This window comes from Pedobacter anseongensis, from assembly GCF_037482965.1.
Lineage (GTDB): Bacteria > Bacteroidota > Bacteroidia > Sphingobacteriales > Sphingobacteriaceae > Pedobacter > Pedobacter anseongensis.
Genome location: NZ_JBBHKB010000001.1, coordinates 711,932 through 728,997, shown reverse-complemented (window position 1 = coordinate 728,997; position 17,066 = coordinate 711,932). Strand labels below are relative to the sequence as shown.

Here is a 17,066-nt window from a genome sequence, read left to right as displayed (position 1 = left end):
TAATACGAGGGCAAAAAAATCCTCTTTTAAACGGTATCAAAGCCATTTTTTACCCTTAAACTCTAATTCACGCAACCGGCTTGTAACGACAAAGTTAGTTGTATTTAAATTGTTACCCATATTTTAACATCCCTTAACAAACTTTTTGGCGGTGCTGTAGTCTGATAGGGTAACTTTACAAAATTATTAATTTTAAAAATGAAGACATTACTACAAAAATCAATACTTATTGCGTTGTTATTTATAAGTTATACCGTAGCTGCACAAACAAAAGCAGGTACAGCAAGCGGAAAAGTATTAAATGGTAAGGATAAAATGCCGCTAGACTATGCGTCTGTAGCAGTTAAAAGATTATTTGGCGATTCAGCTGTTGCTGGCGTGGGCACTACAAATAAAACCGGTACATTTTCAATCACCGGCTTAACCCCAGGGAAATACAGATTATTTGTAGCCTATTTGGGTCTAAAATCGATTAATAAAGATTTCGAATTAACTGCAGCTGCTCCGGGTATCGACTTCGGCAACCTGACCATGGAAGATACGGGGGTTGACCTTCAAACGGTGGAAGTAAAAGGAGATATACCTCCTGTAAAAGTTAAAAAGGATACTTTGGAATTTAATGCTGCTGCTTTTAAAGTGAAAGAAAATGCTGTAGTAGAAGATGTTTTAAAGAAGCTTCCAGGTGTAGATGTGGCCAAAGATGGTACCATTACCTCACAAGGCGAAACGATTAAAAAAGTAAGGGTAGATGGGAAAGATTTTATGGGGAGCGATCCTTTATTGGCAACCAGAAATTTACCTGCAGATATGATCGATAAAATTCAAATTATCGACGACATGTCTGATCAATCGAAATTTAGTGGTGTAGATGATGGGAACAGAGAAAAAATCATCAATATCACCACGCGTCAGGATAAAAAGAACGGGTTCTTTGGAAACAGTACAGTTGGTTACGGACAAGATAGTGATAATGAAGATCGTTATGATGTAAACGTGAACGTTAACAAGTTTAAAAATGATGAGCAGATGTCTATTATTGGCCAGTTTAACAACGTTAACAAACAGAACTTTGGTGGGGGTATAGGAGGTTTCGGCGGTGGTCGTGGAGGATTTGGTGGCGGTGCTTCCGGTCAACAACCGGGCATTACCACAACTAACATGGGCGGTATTAACTATGCTGATGTATATAAAAGTGGAACGCAGTTTAATGGTAGCTACAATGTGAACAAGACCTCTTTGTATAACACAAGCACTAGTTTTACGCAGAATTTCTTAGGTAATACCACTACAACTAATAATAACGAAGCAGTTAGTAAAACAGAGCGTATTAACCATAGGATTAACTTTACTTTAGATACGAAGATAGATTCGTCGATTTCATTTAGAATCCAACCAAATTTCAGCTATTCAGATAATCAAGGTAACAGTACTAGTAAGTATACTCGCTTGGTATTAGGCAATACTACAGACGGGATGCAAGAATATATTTCAAATTCAACCTCTCCGTCTTTTAGTAACAACATATTGCTGCGTAAGAAGTTTCAACGTAGAGGTCGTACGTTATCATTGAACGTAAATACAAGTTTTAATAGCAGCGATGCAGATAACTACAACGAGATTACCGATAATGTAACGATTGGGAATGTGCCAAGTGTAAGAGTAATTAATCAGCTAAATGATCAGAATGCTAAACAGTTTGGTAACAATGCAAGATTAGTATTTACGGAGCCGTTGAATAAAACCTTGAGCGTAGAATTAAATTATAACAATAGTTTCAATTTTGACAATCAAGATCGTTTGGTTTATAATTATAATCCTGTAACTCAAAAGTACGATTTAAGAGATGCAACGTTTACAAATGAATACGAAAATACTACATTAACGAATGCAGTAGGTTTCAGTTTCAACAAAACAGAGAAAAAATATAATTGGAATGTGGGTTTAGCCGTACAAAATACAGACCGTAAAAATGTGAACGTAAGTAATGGAGCTGTATTTAATCAAAATTTTACCAACCTTACACCATCTGCACAATTTAGATATAACTTTAGCAATAGTAAGCGCTTAAATATTAGATATAGAGGTAATACTCAGCAGCCAAGTATAAGTCAAATTCAACCAATTCCAGATAATACAAACACGCAGACCATTGCATTGGGAAATCCAAATTTGAAACCGTCGTTCACGAATAGCTTGAATGTCTTTTACAATAACTTCGATTTCGCAAGTTTCCGTAGTGTATTTTTGGGAATGTTTTTAAACCAACAATTTAATGCATTCACCAATAATCAAGTATTGATAACTGATCCAACAAGTGTAAATTATGGGAAGATAGCAACAACTCCCGTAAACGTTGATGGCAACTTTAATGCAAATCTTTTCGGTAACCTAAGTCAGCCAATTATTAAAGGGAACAAATTAACTCTTACGATAGGTGCTGGTGCATCATTTGGCAAGTCTAAAGGATTTAGCAACAGCTTGGAAAACATTACACATACTTTGGGCCTTACCAACAGTTATAAATTGGTATCTAACTTAAATAAATTAGACCTTATAGCGGGTATTAGCGGAAGAATGGATCGTGCTACTTATTCTGCGACACCTAATAGTAATATTAGGTACTATACTTTAGCGCCGAACATTGATATCAGTTATTTATTGCCAGGGAATATCCGTATTCAATCTGATTTAACGTACAATAGATTAACTGGAAGAGGAACAGCCAATAGCGACTATAAAGTGGTAAATGCATATATCAGTCGTCAGTTCTTTAAAAATAGAGGAACTTTTAAATTCTCAGTTAACGATTTATTGAATGAGAATACGGGTATTAGCCGTAGCGCAGATGGGAATACCCTTGTTGATTCTCAATTTAATGTATTAAAACGTTACTATATGTTATCGTTTACCTATTCATTAAATAAGGTTGGGGGCAAGATTATGGGTGCCCCTGCTGGTGGCCAGGGTCAGCGAATGAGAATGGGTGGAATGGGAATGTAGGGTTAGCATATAGGTTGGCTTACTGCTAGCCAAAAAAACACCATCGACATTTTGATGGTGTTTTTTTATTTATATATAGACTTGTTCAAATTATTTAAGTAAAGTTTAGCTTACGGCTAAGCCTACACCAAGTCCTTTTGGAGTAGTGATATTTAATTAATGAACAAGCGTCATTGCGAGTTACGAAGCAATAACGCATCCCTTACTATTTGGATTTAATATAAATAAAGGGTAAATTGCGCCATAAATTAACCTGCTGATGAAGTTATCGCAATTGAAACCCGGAGAACAAGGTACCATAGTCGCCTTTACAGACTTAGAAATGTCGGTAAAACTGATGGAAATGGGCTGTTTGCCAGGCGAGGTGGTAGAGGTAGAGCGTTTTGCTCCACTGGGCGACCCAATGGCGATCCGCGTTGCAGGTTATCAGCTTTGCTTACGTAAAAACGAAGCTGCGGTGATTTTAATTCAATAAACGTTGGCCGATATTAGAGTTGCATTAGTTGGTAATCCCAATACCGGAAAATCTACCCTCTTTAACCTATTAACTGGGTTAAATCAAAAAATTGGCAATTTTCCTGGCATAACGGTCGATAAAAAAATCGGCTACTGTACCCTCAATTCGGGAAAAATTGCAGAAATTGTAGATTTACCAGGTACCTATAGTTTATATCCGAAAAGTAAAGACGAAAGTATTGTTTTTCAGGTCTTGGCCGATAAGCTTAACGCAAGTCACCCCGACGTAGTCGTTATCGTGGCCGATGCCACTAATTTACGTCGTAACCTTTTATTGTATTCGCAAGTGGCCGATTTAGGTTTACCCATGTTACTGGTGTTAAACATGGCCGACTTAGCAAAGAAGGAAGGTATAAATATCAATGTAGATAAACTTGCCAAGCGTTTGGGTGTGCAAGTCGTAGCCATTTCGGCAAGGGAAAGTAATGGCATCGAAAAATTAAGAGCAGCACTGTCTCATGTAACCCTCATTAGCACACAATTAAAAAGTGTAGATGTAACTATTTTGGCCGCCGAAGCTATTGCGGCAATTAGACACGAATTCAAAAGTGATAGCGATTATTATGCTTTGCAGGTATTGCATCAGCACCAATACTTGGGTTTTTTTACGGGAAAGCAACAAGAACAAATAGCCGCTATTAAAAGAAAATATGAATTTGATAGCAACTCCTTACAAGCTGCTGAAACCATTGCCCGATATCGCCATTTAAGTACGGTACTGAGCGATGTAGTGGTTGATTTGGGTGCCGAAAAGAAATTCATCGTAACTGATAAACTCGACTCGATCTTAACCCATAAAGTTTGGGGTTTTGCCATTTTTATAGCCATTCTTTTTTTCGTTTTTAATGCTATCTTCTCGTGGTCGTCGTACCCGATGGGATTAATTGAAAGCAGTTTTGCGGCATTAACCGACCTTGGTCATGCCCATTTACCCCCAGGTTTACTCACCAATCTGGTGCTAGATGGAGTATTAGCCGGATTAGGGGGGGTGGTGATCTTTATTCCTCAAATTGCTATTTTATTTGCATTGATTTCTATCCTAGAAGATACGGGTTACATGGCAAGAGTTACCTTTATGATGGATAAAATAATGAGTAAATTTGGTTTAAGTGGTAAATCGGTAGTGCCAATGATTGGGGGTATTGCCTGTGCAGTGCCTTCCATTATGAGTGCACGCAACATTGAAAGTTGGAAAGACCGCATCATTACCATCATGGTTACACCTTTGGTGAGCTGCTCTGCCCGATTACCCGTGTATACCTTATTGATTTCTTTGGTTGTTCCTCAACGGTCGTTCTTGGGCATTTTTAGCCTCCAAGGGCTTACATTGATGGTGATGTATGTAATTAGTATTGTTGCTGCAGTTTTGGTAGCCTGGGTGATGAAATTCATCATCAAAGCCAAGGAGAAGTCTTATTTTATTATGGAGTTGCCCGTTTATCGCATGCCAAGGTGGAAAAATGTGATTTACACCATGTACGAGAAATCAAAAACCTTTGTGGTAGAAGCGGGTAAAGTAATTATTGCCATTTCTATTGTATTATGGGTTTTGGCTACCTACGGGCCAGGCAATCGCTTTGCAAAAATAGATCAGAAATATGCAGTTATTGAACAAAACGCTAAAGATAGCGTGCAGTTAGCTGCGTTAGAACGCGATAAGTCTGCCGAAAAATTGGAGAATTCGTACGCAGGGGTTTTGGGGAAAACCATTGAGCCTGCTATAAAGCCATTAGGTTTCGATTGGAAGATCGGTATTGCATTAATCACCTCATTTGCTGCACGAGAAGCCTTTGTTGGTACAATGTCTACCATTTACAGTGTAGATAGTGGTGAAGAAGAAAGTACCACTATACGTGCGAAAATGTCGGCCGCTAAGAACCCTGAAACTGGCTTGCCCGTATTTACTTTTGCCACTTCACTTTCGTTGATGCTATTTTATGCCTTTGCCATGCAGTGTATGAGTACGGTAGCGGTGGTGTATCGCGAAACCAAATCATGGAAGTGGCCAATGATCCAGTTGGTGTACATGACGGCTTTGGCTTACTTGGCAAGTTTGGTGGCCTATCAGTTGTTAAAATAGTATTGAGTATTGAGTATTGAGATGGGCGCATATCTTCAAAAATATCTATTTTTGTATAGCGTCATTGCGTGGAGCCTTCCGTCATTGCCTCGCAATGACGATACATTAGCATATGGATAAAACCAACATCTTAGCACAATATATGCCTGAGCCAGCAGCTCCGATCATTGCAAAGTGGATCGATTATTTTCAGTGCGAATTTAAGATTTCTAAAAGCAGAAGCACCAAATTAGGCGATTATCGGCATCCTTTTAAAGAGAATGGTCATAAGATCTCTGTAAATAACAATTTAAATCCTTACGCTTTTTTGGTGACCACAGTGCATGAATTTGCGCATTTGTTAACATGGAACGACCATAGAAATAAGGCAAAGCCACATGGCACAGAGTGGAAGCAGAATTTTAAGCGAATGATGAAGCCTTTTTTCGACCTACATGTGTTCCCCCCAGAAATTCAACAGACCATTGTTAACTATCTCAACAATCCTGCAGCATCAAGCTGTACCGATTTAAGTTTGGCAAGAGCATTAAAAAAATACGACTTAACGCTACATACCACTCGCATTGAAGAATTACCTTCAAATGCTATTTTTACCTTAAAAGATGGCCGTAAGTTTAAAAAGGGAGAGCGTATACGGAAGCGTTACCGATGTGTATGTTTGGATAATGGAAATGTTTATTTGTTTAACCCACTAGCAGAAGTGTTGCTTGAAACAGGTACGTAAACCGCTTCGCGATCTACTACTTCCCAATTAAAGTTTAATTTTTTATCCTTAAATAAAATAGGATAATTTAACAGGCTGTCGATAAAGTTGTCTCGCTCTTTTACTAGAATGCTAGCGGTATAGCTGTTAGGTTCTTTACTTCTCAACGTAATGTATCTCGAATCGGGGTAAGTACGGATGCTCTCGAATACCATGTCAAATTTATCAACTCCGTTGAGCACACTTTTTAGCGAGTTTACATTATCTAGGTAACTTTTATCTGGGTCTGCATTTTCACTTAATGAGATATCGATATAAGGTAAGCTTTTGAGTGCGGCCGCCGACGTGGCAGTGCGTCCATCTTTTCTAAATACGGTATGATTGCGTAGATAGGTACGCTCTTCTTTAAAAACTACTCCATCTTCATTTACCAATTCGTTGCCTGTTTGATATAAGATTAAACTATCGTTTCGGAAATAATATCTTTTTATGCTATTACTTTCGGCTCCGTTATAAGCGTGCTCTACAAAGAGCGAATCGCCATATTGCTCAACATAAAATGATAAATCCCCTAACATGAACACTAAACTCTGCTTTTTATCAAATTGGGACAAGTTTTTATCAATAGAATCTTTAAAAACAAGAATAGATTGTGCTGTAAGGTCGGTAGTCTTGTTTTCGTCGCTCAGGTTAGCTTGCGGATGATCGGCTTTAAATCGATTACAGCCCACTAGTGTAGTAAAAATAAGCCCAAATAGTAAAAAACCGAACACTTTCATAGCCTTAATTAAAAATTCTGTATCTTATTTAAATTAAGGCTATTATCGTGCCAAGGAAAAAAGCTTGTTGTTCGAGTTTTGCGCTAAAATACATCACCAAAAATTATCTCAAAACGAAATAACCGATTTTGTGGCAAATATCTATCGACAACCTACACTTTTATAGTAACCAGCTATTAGCAACGGAAGTGCCATATGTTTGCGTGAATGGACTAATAGGTCATTAACTTTTCTATCATCTCTCCTAACCGCTTCTTCGCCAAGAAGTCGTCTTCCAAAACCTTACTCATAGGTATGGCTGTATCTAAGCTAGCACAACGCATCACCGGTGCATCCAGCTGCGCAAAGCAATGTTCGCCAATCCATGCAGCCAATTCTGCACCAAACCCACTGCTAAGGGTGTCTTCGTGGAGAATAAGGACTCTTCCAGTTGCTTTTACAGCTTCCTTTACGGTTTCTTTGTCCCACGGTTGCAAGCTTACAAGGTCGACCAAGGTTGCCGATACTTCTGGATTTTCTTTTAAATAAGTTATAGCCCAATGCACACCTAAGCCATAGGTGATGATGCTAAGTTGATTGCCCGTTTTTAATACATTGGCTTTTCCAATCTCTACCGTGTAATACCCTTCTGGAACAGGGCCCGATAAGCTACGGTATAAATACTTATGTTCAAAATACATCACTGGGTTTGGATCTTCGATGGCGGCGATTAGTAAGCCCTTAGCATCGTGTGGAAAGGCTGGATACACTACTTTTAACCCAGGTGTTTTGGTAAACCAAGCTTCATTGCTTTGAGAGTGAAATGGTCCTGCACCTGTACCAGCCCCAGTAGGCATCCTTATTACTACATCGGCCTTTTCGCCCCAACGATAATGAGTTTTAGCTAAATTATTTACGATTTGATTAAATCCGCAGGTTACAAAATCGGCAAATTGCATTTCCATTACCGCTTTATAACCGTTAATCGATAGGCCTAAAGCTGCACCTACAATGGCCGATTCGCAAATAGGGGTGTTACGTACTCTTGCCTTACCAAACTCGTCTACAAAGCCATCCGTAATTTTAAAGGCACCACCATATTCGGCAATATCTTGCCCCATTATCACCAAATTATCAAAATGTTTCATTCCTTCTCGCAAACCTTCGGTAATGGCATCTAAATATCGTTTTTCAGTTTGCTCATCAGAAGGGTGTACCACCTCTTGTTGATAGGGAAAGTACATATCCGCCACTTCAGTGGTTTGGTTGGCCATAGGTTCTTCTTCGTCAAAAGCAGCTTCAACTTCCCATTCGATTTCTTTTTTAATCTCGGTTTTTAATTGGGGGATAAGATCTTCGTTAAGAATATTTTGCGCCAAAAGATACGCTTCGAACGTTTTAACGGGGTCTTTCACTGACCATTCATCCAAGAGCTGTTGAGGTACATATTTAATGCCTGAAGCCTCTTCGTGGCCTCGCATTCTAAAGGTTAAGCACTCTACCAAAACGGGACGGGGATTAATTCGTATATCTTTGGCTAAACGATCTAGTGTATCGTAAACTTCAAGAATATTATTACCGTCTATTTGGTGCCCTTCAATTCCATAACCAAGCGCCCGATCTACTAAATGTTTACAATTGTATTGTTCGTTTGTTGGGGTAGATAAACCATAACCATTATTCTCTATCAAAAAGATTACTGGTAAGTTCCAAACTGAGGCCACATTTATGGCTTCGTGAAAATCGCCCTCACTGGTAGCACCTTCGCCAGTAAAAACTAAAGTTGCTTTTTGCTTATTTGCAACTAAATCGGCCAAGGCAATCCCATCGGCTAAAGCCATTTGGGGACCTAAATGCGAAATCATGCCGATAATTTTATAATCCTGTGTTCCAAAATGGAAAGAACGATCACGGCCTTTAGTAAAGCCCGATACTTTCCCTTGCCACTGGGCCATTAACTTTTTTAATGGAATATTTCTACTTGTAAATACCCCCAGGTTACGGTGCATCGGTAGGATGTATTCATCCGCCTGCATGGCTAAAGTACTACCCACTGCAATGGCTTCTTGCCCTATACCCGAAAACCATTTTCCAATTCTACCCTGACGTAAAAGAATGAGCATCTTCTCTTCAACCATTCGAGGATAAAGCAGCTTTTTATAGAGATCTAATAAAAATTGATCGTCTTTATCTTTTCTGTCGAATTTCATTTTCAAGTATTTAGTAAATAGTATTTAGTATTTAGACTGATTCGACTCTGGACTTTAGACTTACGACTCCTGACTATTCTTCCCTTCTTCCCATTGTTTGGCGAAAGATTTTGGCGCAATTTGTGGCATAGAACGGTATTTTCCCCACGTTTTTTTGAAGAATTTTTTAAGGAAAAAATTTTTCGTTTTTCCGCCAAAAAAATCCATTAAAGAGCGCTTTTGCATTCCCTTTTTCCACAAGCTCCAGCCAATTTCTTCCATTTTGGAGTTTTCGTGTGCGCCAGCGGCGTCTCGTCTGTTTAGCAGCAACATTTTATGAATGTCTATTTTTACAGGGCAAACCTCTGAGCATTTTCCACATAAGCTAGACGCATAACTGAGGTGCTTAAACTCTTGCATGCCTTTAAAATGCGGAGTGATAATAGATCCAATTGGTCCACTGTACGTTGTATTGTAGGTGTGGCCGCCGATGTTCTTATAAACCGGACAAGCATTTAAACAGGAGCCGCAACGGATGCAATATAAAGCTTGACGTTGGTCTTTTTGAGCTAATAAATTGGTGCGACCGTTATCGAGTAGGATTACATACATTTCTTCGGGTCCATCGGTTTCGTTAGGTTGGCGTGGACCGCTTAATACTGAATTGTAAACCGTTAAATTTTGCCCAGTCCCATGGCTAGCTAAAAGTGGCCAAAATAAATCAAGATCAGCGATAGACGGAATGATTTTTTCGATGCCTACAATGGCGATGTGCACTTTAGGGAACGTTGTACATAATCGCGCATTGCCTTCATTTTCAGTTAAAGCAATACTGCCCGTATCGGCAATTAAAAAGTTCCCTCCAGAAATACCGATATCGGCATCCAGGTATTTTTGGCGCAATAATTCCCTTGCTTTTTGAACTAATTGTGGAGGCGTTGCATCAGCGGGAGTGCCAAATTTTTCGTGAAAGAGCTGCGCAATTTCCTCCTTGCTGAGGTGCATTGCTGGTGTTACAATATGATAAGGTTTTTGGCCTAGAAGCTGAACAATGTATTCGCCCAAATCACTTTCTAATGATTCGACCTCGTTTTTCTCGAGGAATTCGTTAAGGTGAATTTCTTCGGTAGTCATCGATTTCGATTTAATTACCGTTTTCCCGTTTCTTTTTTGGATGATGTTTAGGATTTCGCGTTGGGCTTCTTCTGCATCATTTGCCCAAATTACTTTACCTCCTCTTTTGATGAAATTCGCTTCAAATTCAGGTAGAAATTTATCTAAATTCTCCATCACTCTCCATTTGGTAACGTGGGCCTTTTTCTTTGAAGCCTCTAGATTTTCGAATTTAGATAAGCCTCTTTCTACTGCAGCGTTATATTTTCCAATGTTATGGTTAATGGTTTTACGATGAGGCATGTCAAATGCTTTTTCATCGGCTTTTACCAAGAATTCTTCTGCAATTGTAGTCATACTCAAAGATAGTACAAAATGTGTGGAGCGCAAAGATTAAAGTACGATGTAGCGCTTAAAAAGTATGCAGTAGCAAGATATAAGCGCATTTAGAATTTAAACAAAAAACCCGATAACATAATGCTATCGGGTTTTTTTTAGATCTCATCCTTGATACTAGATGCTTAAATCTTGCTACTATTTAGCTTTAGGTGTACCGTCTGCATTTTTATCAACTAGCGGACGGTTAGCTCTGTTTGCTAATTCCCAAGCCGTATAATATGTTAAATGAGCTCTTTTCGCTAATAAATCAAAGTTAATTTTGCTTACCTCATCACCCGGTCTGTGATAATCTTGCTGAAGCATGCCGTCGTAATAGAAAATAACGGGGATACCTAATTTTGCGAAGTTATAGTGATCTGAACGATAATAAATGCGTTGCGTATCTTTTGGATCGTCATATTTATAATCTAACTTCATTTTGGTATACGTATCATTTACACTCTCGCTTAATTTCCCAAGTTCGGTGCTTAACATATAAGAGCCAACCGAATAGATGTAGTTAGCACTATCTGGTTTACCTAAATATTCTTCGCCGATACGACCAATCATATCCGTATTTAAATCTGCAATTGTATTTTCTACAGGGAAAACAGGATGTTCAGAATACCATTCAGAACCTAATAGTCCTTTTTCTTCACCCACAACGGTCATAAACAAAATACTTCTTTTAGGTCCTTTCCCAGCTTTTTTTGCTTTGGAAAAAGCTTCAGCTAACAATAATACTCCTGTTGTTCCAGAACCATCATCATCAGCACCATTGTTTACCTTATCCGTAGCATTAGGATCTCTAACCAAACCAATGTGGTCGTAGTGGCCGGTTACTACCAATACTTCATTTTTTAACTTCGGGTCTGAACCTTCTAAGAAACCTAAAACATTTTCTGCTCTTACATCGGTTTCTTTGCTCATTGCACTAAATGCAACGGGCATATTAATCATCATTGTAGAAGGTTTTAACGTTTCAGCAATTTTTTTCTTCACGTCGTCTAAGGTTGTATTTGCACCTGCTAAAATTTGGTTTGCTAAAGCAGAACCAATGTTTACCGTAGGTACCGCAGCCGAAGCGGCCATAGATTGTAATCTGGCCTCTGTTTTTAAATACGGATTACTTACTTCTAAAGCAGCTCTCATTTGAGGAGAAATGTTGTCAACTTGTGGACTAATCACTAATATTCCCGCAGCTTTATGATCTACCAAGTACTTAATTTTCGTTTGTAGAATGCCAACAGCAGATGGTCTTCTTCTTGTTCCGGGTGCTGGAGCAGGTTCTGGCTTAGCCGTTGGGTCACCATTTGAAAAAATCATCACGATTTTACCTGAAACATCCTGGCCTTCATAATCATCAAATCCATCCTTATTTAATCCGTAACCCGCAAATAGGATTGAATTTCCTTTAACGTCGAAACCTTTTGCACCTACAGCTGTGGGAGTGAAATAAAAGTCTTTGAAGTTTTCCTTCGCTTGGCCATTCAGTGAAAAGGTTGCTTTTGAAACGCTCATTGAAGCATACCCAATTTTCTGAAAATACGGGTCATTACCATCTTTTACCGGTCCTTTTAAACCGAAGCTTTGAAATTGTTTTTTAATGTATTCGGCCGCCATCCAAGCACCTTTTTTACCAGTCTCTCTTCCTTCATATTCATCTGAAGCCAATATTGAAAGGTGGTCATAGCCTCTTTGTTTATTAATAGATTGCGCAAATTTAACGGCATCTGGATTTTGTTGCGCTATTGCGCCAAAACTCAGCATTACTGCCAAGCCGGTGTATAAAAATTGTTTTTTCATTATTGGTTATATAAGGGTATAAGTTAGCAAGATATTTTATTCACTCTATTTTCATGTCTTCCACCTTCAAAAGCGGTGCTTAAAAAAGTATCAACCATTTCTTTAGCTAAGTATTCAGAAACAAAACGCGCGGGGATACAGATAATATTCGCATTGTTATGTTGTCTGGCTAAAGAGGCAAGTTCATTTTGCCAGCAAATTGCGGCTCTAATGTGCTGATGTTTATTTGCAGTAATGGCTACTCCATTAGCGCTTCCACAAACCAAAACACCAAAATCAAATTCTTTGCTTTCTACAGCCAAGGCTACAGGATGGGCAAAATCTGGGTAATCAACTGAATCCAAAGAATGTGTTCCAAAGTCCTTAACCTCATTGGCGGCTAAGTGATTTTTTAGCAATTCTTTATACTCAAATCCGGCATGGTCTGCACCAATTGCAATCTTATACTTTTTATCTATAGACATTTCTCAAATTTATGTAGAATAATGAAGATTATGCGTAAAGTTTTTGTTGCGCTTAATTCTTATAAAACTCTTTCTCTGCAATTAACTTTTTCTTTTGAATGTTCGCCGAAATCATGATACTTGCTTCGTACAATAAGAAAAGTGGGAAAGCAACAATTAACATGGTATAAGGATCTGGAGTAGGAGTTACCACTGCTGCTGCCACTAAGATTAATACCGCTGCATATCGTCTGCTTTTCCGCATAAACTGCGGTGTCATTACGCCAAGTTTCGAAAGAATAAAAATAACTACGGGTAATTGGAAAATAATACCCGACCCTAATGCTAAGGTTAAAATAAGCGAGAGGTAAGAGTCGATGGTAATGGTATTGTTAATACTTGGATCTACGGTAAACGTAAGTAGGAAATTAATAGACAATGGGGAGATAACATAATAGCCAAACAGCACACCAATAAAAAATAATACGGATGCGAAAAAAACAAAGCCCCGAGCCGATTTTCGTTCATTTTCTAATAGTGCGGGTTTAATAAATAACCAGATCTCAAATAATAAGTAAGGAACACCTAGTATAAGACCTGCAGTAATACAAGAATTCATCAATAAAGTAAACTGACCCGACATTTCTGTATTGATGAGTTTGGCATCGATAACTTGAATGCAAAATTCTTTTGGAATGATTGATGGAAATGTGTCCACCAGTTTACACATCATCCTATACGTCCAAAAATCTGCCTTTTTTGGGCCCATGATAATATTTCCCCATATAAATTCTGAGAAATAGAAAGCGGCACAAACAAAAACAGTAACTACCGCTAAGGTTCTTAATAAATGCTTCCTTAAAATATCGATATGGTCGAAAAAAGACATTTCTGCCTCTAGTGTTTTTCCTTTTTTCTTGATAGAATCGATCAGATCCTTTGCTTTATTGTCGCTCATTGAAATTTGTTAGTAAACAAAAATACGAAACACAAAGTGTTTCGTATCTATTTACGATAAAAATCTTAAAATCGATTTTTTATACACCTCGCAGGTACCTGCGAAGTGTATCGGCTTTGCCAGTAATTTATTCTGAAAATTCGAACGTTTCCATAAACTTGGTGGTAAAGTTCCCTGCTCTGAAGTTTGGATCTTTCATCAGTTTTAAATGGAAAGGAATAGTGGTTTTAACGCCTTCAATTACAAACTCACTCAAGGCACGTTCCATAGTACATATAGCTTCTTCACGCGTTTGCGCTACACAAATCAATTTTGCAATCATCGAATCGTAGTTCGCAGGGATTTGATAACCTGCATATACATGTGTATCAACGCGCACGCCATGGCCTCCAGGAGAATGGAAATTTGTAATCTTTCCTGGTGAAGGTCTGAAATTGTTAAAAGGATCTTCTGCATTGATACGGCATTCGATCGCATGCATATTTGGCAGGTAATTATTTCCAGAAATTGGAATACCTGCTGCTACTTTTATTTGTTCTTTAATTAAATCGAAATTGATTACTTCTTCAGTTACTGGATGCTCTACCTGAATACGCGTATTCATCTCCATAAAATAGAAGTTACGATGCTTATCTACCAAAAACTCAACTGTACCTGCACCTTCGTAGTTAACGGCAAGTGCGCCCTTAATGGCTGCAATACCCATTTTTTCTCTTAACTCTGGAGTCATAAATGGAGATGGCGCTTCTTCTACTAGTTTCTGATGACGACGTTGAATAGAGCAATCTCTTTCTGAAAGGTGACAAGCTTTTCCATATTGATCTCCAATGATTTGGATTTCGATGTGACGGGGATCTTCGATGTATTTTTCTAAATAAAGTCCGTCGTTACCAAAAGCAGCCCCCGATTCCTGACGTGCGCTATCCCAGGCATTTTCAAACTCTTCGTCTTTCCAAACAATTCGCATACCTCGGCCACCGCCACCTGCTGTTGCCTTTAGGATAACAGGATAGCCCATTTCATTGGCAATTTTTAACCCTTGTTTTACGTTTTCTAACAAGCCTTCAGATCCGGGGATGGTAGGTACACCGGCAATTTTCATGGTTTCTTTAGCCGAAGCCTTATCGCCCATGCCATTAATTTGCTCAGGTGTTGCCCCAATAAATTTAATTCCATAATCGCGACAAACCGACGAAAACTTCGCGTTTTCTGAAAGGAAACCATAGCCAGGATGAATGGCATCGGCATTGGTTAATTCGGCTGCTGAAATAATATTTGGGATACTTAGATACGAATCTTTACTAGGAGGGGGGCCTATACAAACCGCCTCATCAGCAAAACGTACGTGTAAACTCTCCCTATCGGCGGTAGAATAAACGGCTACCGTTTTAATGCCCATTTCTTTACAGGTACGGATGATACGCAAAGCGATTTCGCCCCTGTTAGCAATTAATATTTTCTTAAACATATGTGTTTTTAATTAGTAATTAGGCTAAAGACTTATGACTAAAGACTATCGACTAACTAGATAGGTTCTACTAAGAATAAAGGTTGGTCGTATTCTACTGGTGATGCATTATCTACCAATACTTTAACGATACGTCCCGAAACTTCACTTTCGATTTCGTTAAATAATTTCATGGCTTCGATAATACAGATAACTTTACCGGTAGCAATTTCATCGCCTACGTTTGCAAATGAAGGTTTATCTGGACTAGAAGAGCGATAAAATGTGCCAATCATTGGCGATTTAATGGTGATATATTTTGAAGTATCTTCAGTTTCTGGAGCAGCAGTTTTGGTTTCTACTGCTGGAGCTGCTGCCTGTGGTGCAGGTTGAGCTGCTATTGGTGCAGGCAAGGCTGCATTTACATAAACTGGTGCCTGGTTCGTTTTAATGGTGATCTTGAAGTTTTCTTGCTCAATAGCAACTTCATTTACGCCCGACCGAGAAACAAATTTAATGAGTTCCTGAATTTGTTTGATATCCATTCTTTTGATGTTATGTTAAAAAAATTGGTGTCTTTTGAATTAACTAAGTTATTATTTTTTTTTAATTGTTCATTAGTTCAATTGTTCATTAGGCGCAATACATCCCAATGAACCGATGAGCAAATGAACCAATTAACTATTGTAAGCCCACTTCAAGTAAACTGATCCCCAGGTAAAACCTCCGCCAAACGCGGCTAAAATTAAATTATCTCCTTTTTTAAGCTTGTCTTCCCATTCCCATAAGCAAAGTGGAATGGTTCCATTGGTGGTATTGCCGTAACGTTCTATATTTATCATTACTTTATCAGAGTCTAATCCCATTCTCGAAGCAGTGGCGTCAATTATGCGTTTGTTAGCTTGATGAGGGACTAACCAGGTTACGTCATCAGAGGTCAATTGGTTACGTTCCATGATTTCTGCAGCTACATCGGCCATATTGGTTACTGCAAATTTGAATACAGCCTGACCTTCTTGGTGCACTACATGTTCGTTATTGGCTACGGTTTCGGCACTTGCCGGACGCGCTGAGCCACCTGCTTTTTGACCTAAATAATTTCTTCCAGAACCATCGCTACGTAAAATAGAATCTTGTACGCCTAAGCCTTCCTCATTGGGTTCTAATAAAACGGCTCCGCAGCCATCACCAAAAATGATGCACGTGGTACGATCTTGATAATTGATTATCGACGACATTTTATCGCCCCCAACAACCAGTACTTTTTTATGTTTGCCCGATTCGATAAATTGTGCGCCGGTTGATAACCCGAATATGAAGCCCGAACAGGCTGCTTGTAAATCGTAACCCCATGCATTTTTAGCACCTATTTTGTCGGCCAAAATGTTAGCTGATGCCGGAAATGGATAGTCGGGTGTAGTGGTACAAAAAATAATCAATTCGATTTCTTCTGCGCCGATGCCTCTTTTTTTAAGTAATCCATTTACAGCTTCTACCGCCATATCTGATGTGCCTAAACCTTCTCCCTTTAATATTCTTCGCTCCTTAATGCCAGTTCTGGAAGTAATCCACTCGTCTGATGTGTCGACAAAGGTTTCCATCTCTTTATTCGTCATGATATAATCTGGGACATAACCATGAACTGCAGTAATAGCAGCGTGAATTTTGTTCATTT

Annotated in this window: 13 protein-coding genes; 4 read left to right on the top strand and 9 right to left on the bottom strand. The window is 38.8% G+C overall.

The window, feature by feature from the left end; all coding sequences use genetic code 11:
* Positions 1–198 precede the first annotated feature (198 nt).
* The 4 genes from WG904_RS03340 to WG904_RS03325 all read left to right on the top strand — a co-directional run bounded on the left by WG904_RS03340 (position 199) and on the right by WG904_RS03325 (position 6,320).
* A complete protein-coding gene (locus WG904_RS03340; protein WP_339577866.1) occupies positions 199–3,000 on the top strand; it encodes an outer membrane beta-barrel family protein in 2,802 nt (933 codons plus the stop codon).
* Positions 3,001–3,259: 259 nt separating this feature from the next.
* Positions 3,260–3,475, top strand: a complete 216-nt coding sequence (locus tag WG904_RS03335; RefSeq protein ID WP_339577865.1) for a FeoA family protein — start codon at positions 3,260–3,262, stop codon at positions 3,473–3,475.
* A gap of 12 nt (positions 3,476–3,487) precedes the next feature.
* Positions 3,488–5,596, top strand: coding sequence for a ferrous iron transport protein B (feoB, locus tag WG904_RS03330; protein WP_431844417.1), 2,109 nt, complete (start codon positions 3,488–3,490; stop codon positions 5,594–5,596).
* A 112-nt stretch (positions 5,597–5,708) separates the two neighbouring features.
* Positions 5,709–6,320 carry a SprT-like domain-containing protein gene (locus WG904_RS03325; RefSeq protein WP_339577863.1) on the top strand — a complete coding sequence of 204 codons (612 nt, stop codon included), beginning with the start codon at positions 5,709–5,711 and terminating at the stop codon, positions 6,318–6,320.
* Here the strand turns inward: WG904_RS03325 and WG904_RS03320 are convergent.
* The 9 genes from WG904_RS03320 to WG904_RS03280 all read right to left on the bottom strand — a co-directional run bounded on the left by WG904_RS03320 (position 6,272) and on the right by WG904_RS03280 (position 17,064).
* Positions 6,272–7,078, bottom strand: coding sequence for a hypothetical protein (locus tag WG904_RS03320; RefSeq protein WP_339577862.1), 807 nt, complete (start codon positions 7,076–7,078; stop codon positions 6,272–6,274). The genes WG904_RS03325 and WG904_RS03320 overlap by 49 nt on opposite strands.
* Positions 7,079–7,290: 212 nt before the next feature.
* Positions 7,291–9,267, bottom strand: a complete 1,977-nt coding sequence (locus WG904_RS03315) for an alpha-ketoacid dehydrogenase subunit alpha/beta (RefSeq protein ID WP_339577861.1) — start codon at positions 9,265–9,267, stop codon at positions 7,291–7,293.
* A 60-nt stretch (positions 9,268–9,327) separates the two neighbouring features.
* Positions 9,328–10,716, bottom strand: a complete 1,389-nt coding sequence (locus WG904_RS03310) for a LutB/LldF family L-lactate oxidation iron-sulfur protein (RefSeq protein WP_339577860.1) — start codon at positions 10,714–10,716, stop codon at positions 9,328–9,330.
* Positions 10,717–10,893: 177 nt separating this feature from the next.
* Positions 10,894–12,543: a M28 family peptidase gene (locus WG904_RS03305; RefSeq protein WP_339577859.1), complete on the bottom strand. Its 1,650-nt coding sequence runs from the start codon at positions 12,541–12,543 to the stop codon at positions 10,894–10,896.
* A 23-nt stretch (positions 12,544–12,566) separates the two neighbouring features.
* Positions 12,567–13,007 carry a ribose 5-phosphate isomerase B gene (rpiB, locus tag WG904_RS03300; protein ID WP_339577858.1) on the bottom strand — a complete coding sequence of 147 codons (441 nt, stop codon included), beginning with the start codon at positions 13,005–13,007 and terminating at the stop codon, positions 12,567–12,569.
* A 52-nt stretch (positions 13,008–13,059) separates the two neighbouring features.
* Positions 13,060–13,944 (bottom strand): twin-arginine translocase subunit TatC, encoded by an 885-nt coding sequence (gene tatC / locus WG904_RS03295; protein WP_339577857.1) that lies wholly within the window; start codon positions 13,942–13,944, stop codon positions 13,060–13,062.
* Positions 13,945–14,071: 127 nt separating this feature from the next.
* Positions 14,072–15,412 (bottom strand): acetyl-CoA carboxylase biotin carboxylase subunit, encoded by a 1,341-nt coding sequence (accC, locus tag WG904_RS03290; protein WP_339577856.1) that lies wholly within the window; start codon positions 15,410–15,412, stop codon positions 14,072–14,074.
* A 56-nt stretch (positions 15,413–15,468) separates the two neighbouring features.
* Positions 15,469–15,936 carry an acetyl-CoA carboxylase biotin carboxyl carrier protein gene (accB, locus tag WG904_RS03285; RefSeq protein ID WP_339577855.1) on the bottom strand — a complete coding sequence of 156 codons (468 nt, stop codon included), beginning with the start codon at positions 15,934–15,936 and terminating at the stop codon, positions 15,469–15,471.
* Between the two features lie 132 nt (positions 15,937–16,068).
* The gene (locus WG904_RS03280) at positions 16,069–17,064 is read right to left on the bottom strand and encodes a beta-ketoacyl-ACP synthase III (protein WP_339577854.1); all 996 of its coding nucleotides are present in this window, start codon (positions 17,062–17,064) and stop codon (positions 16,069–16,071) included.
* Positions 17,065–17,066 lie beyond the last annotated feature (2 nt).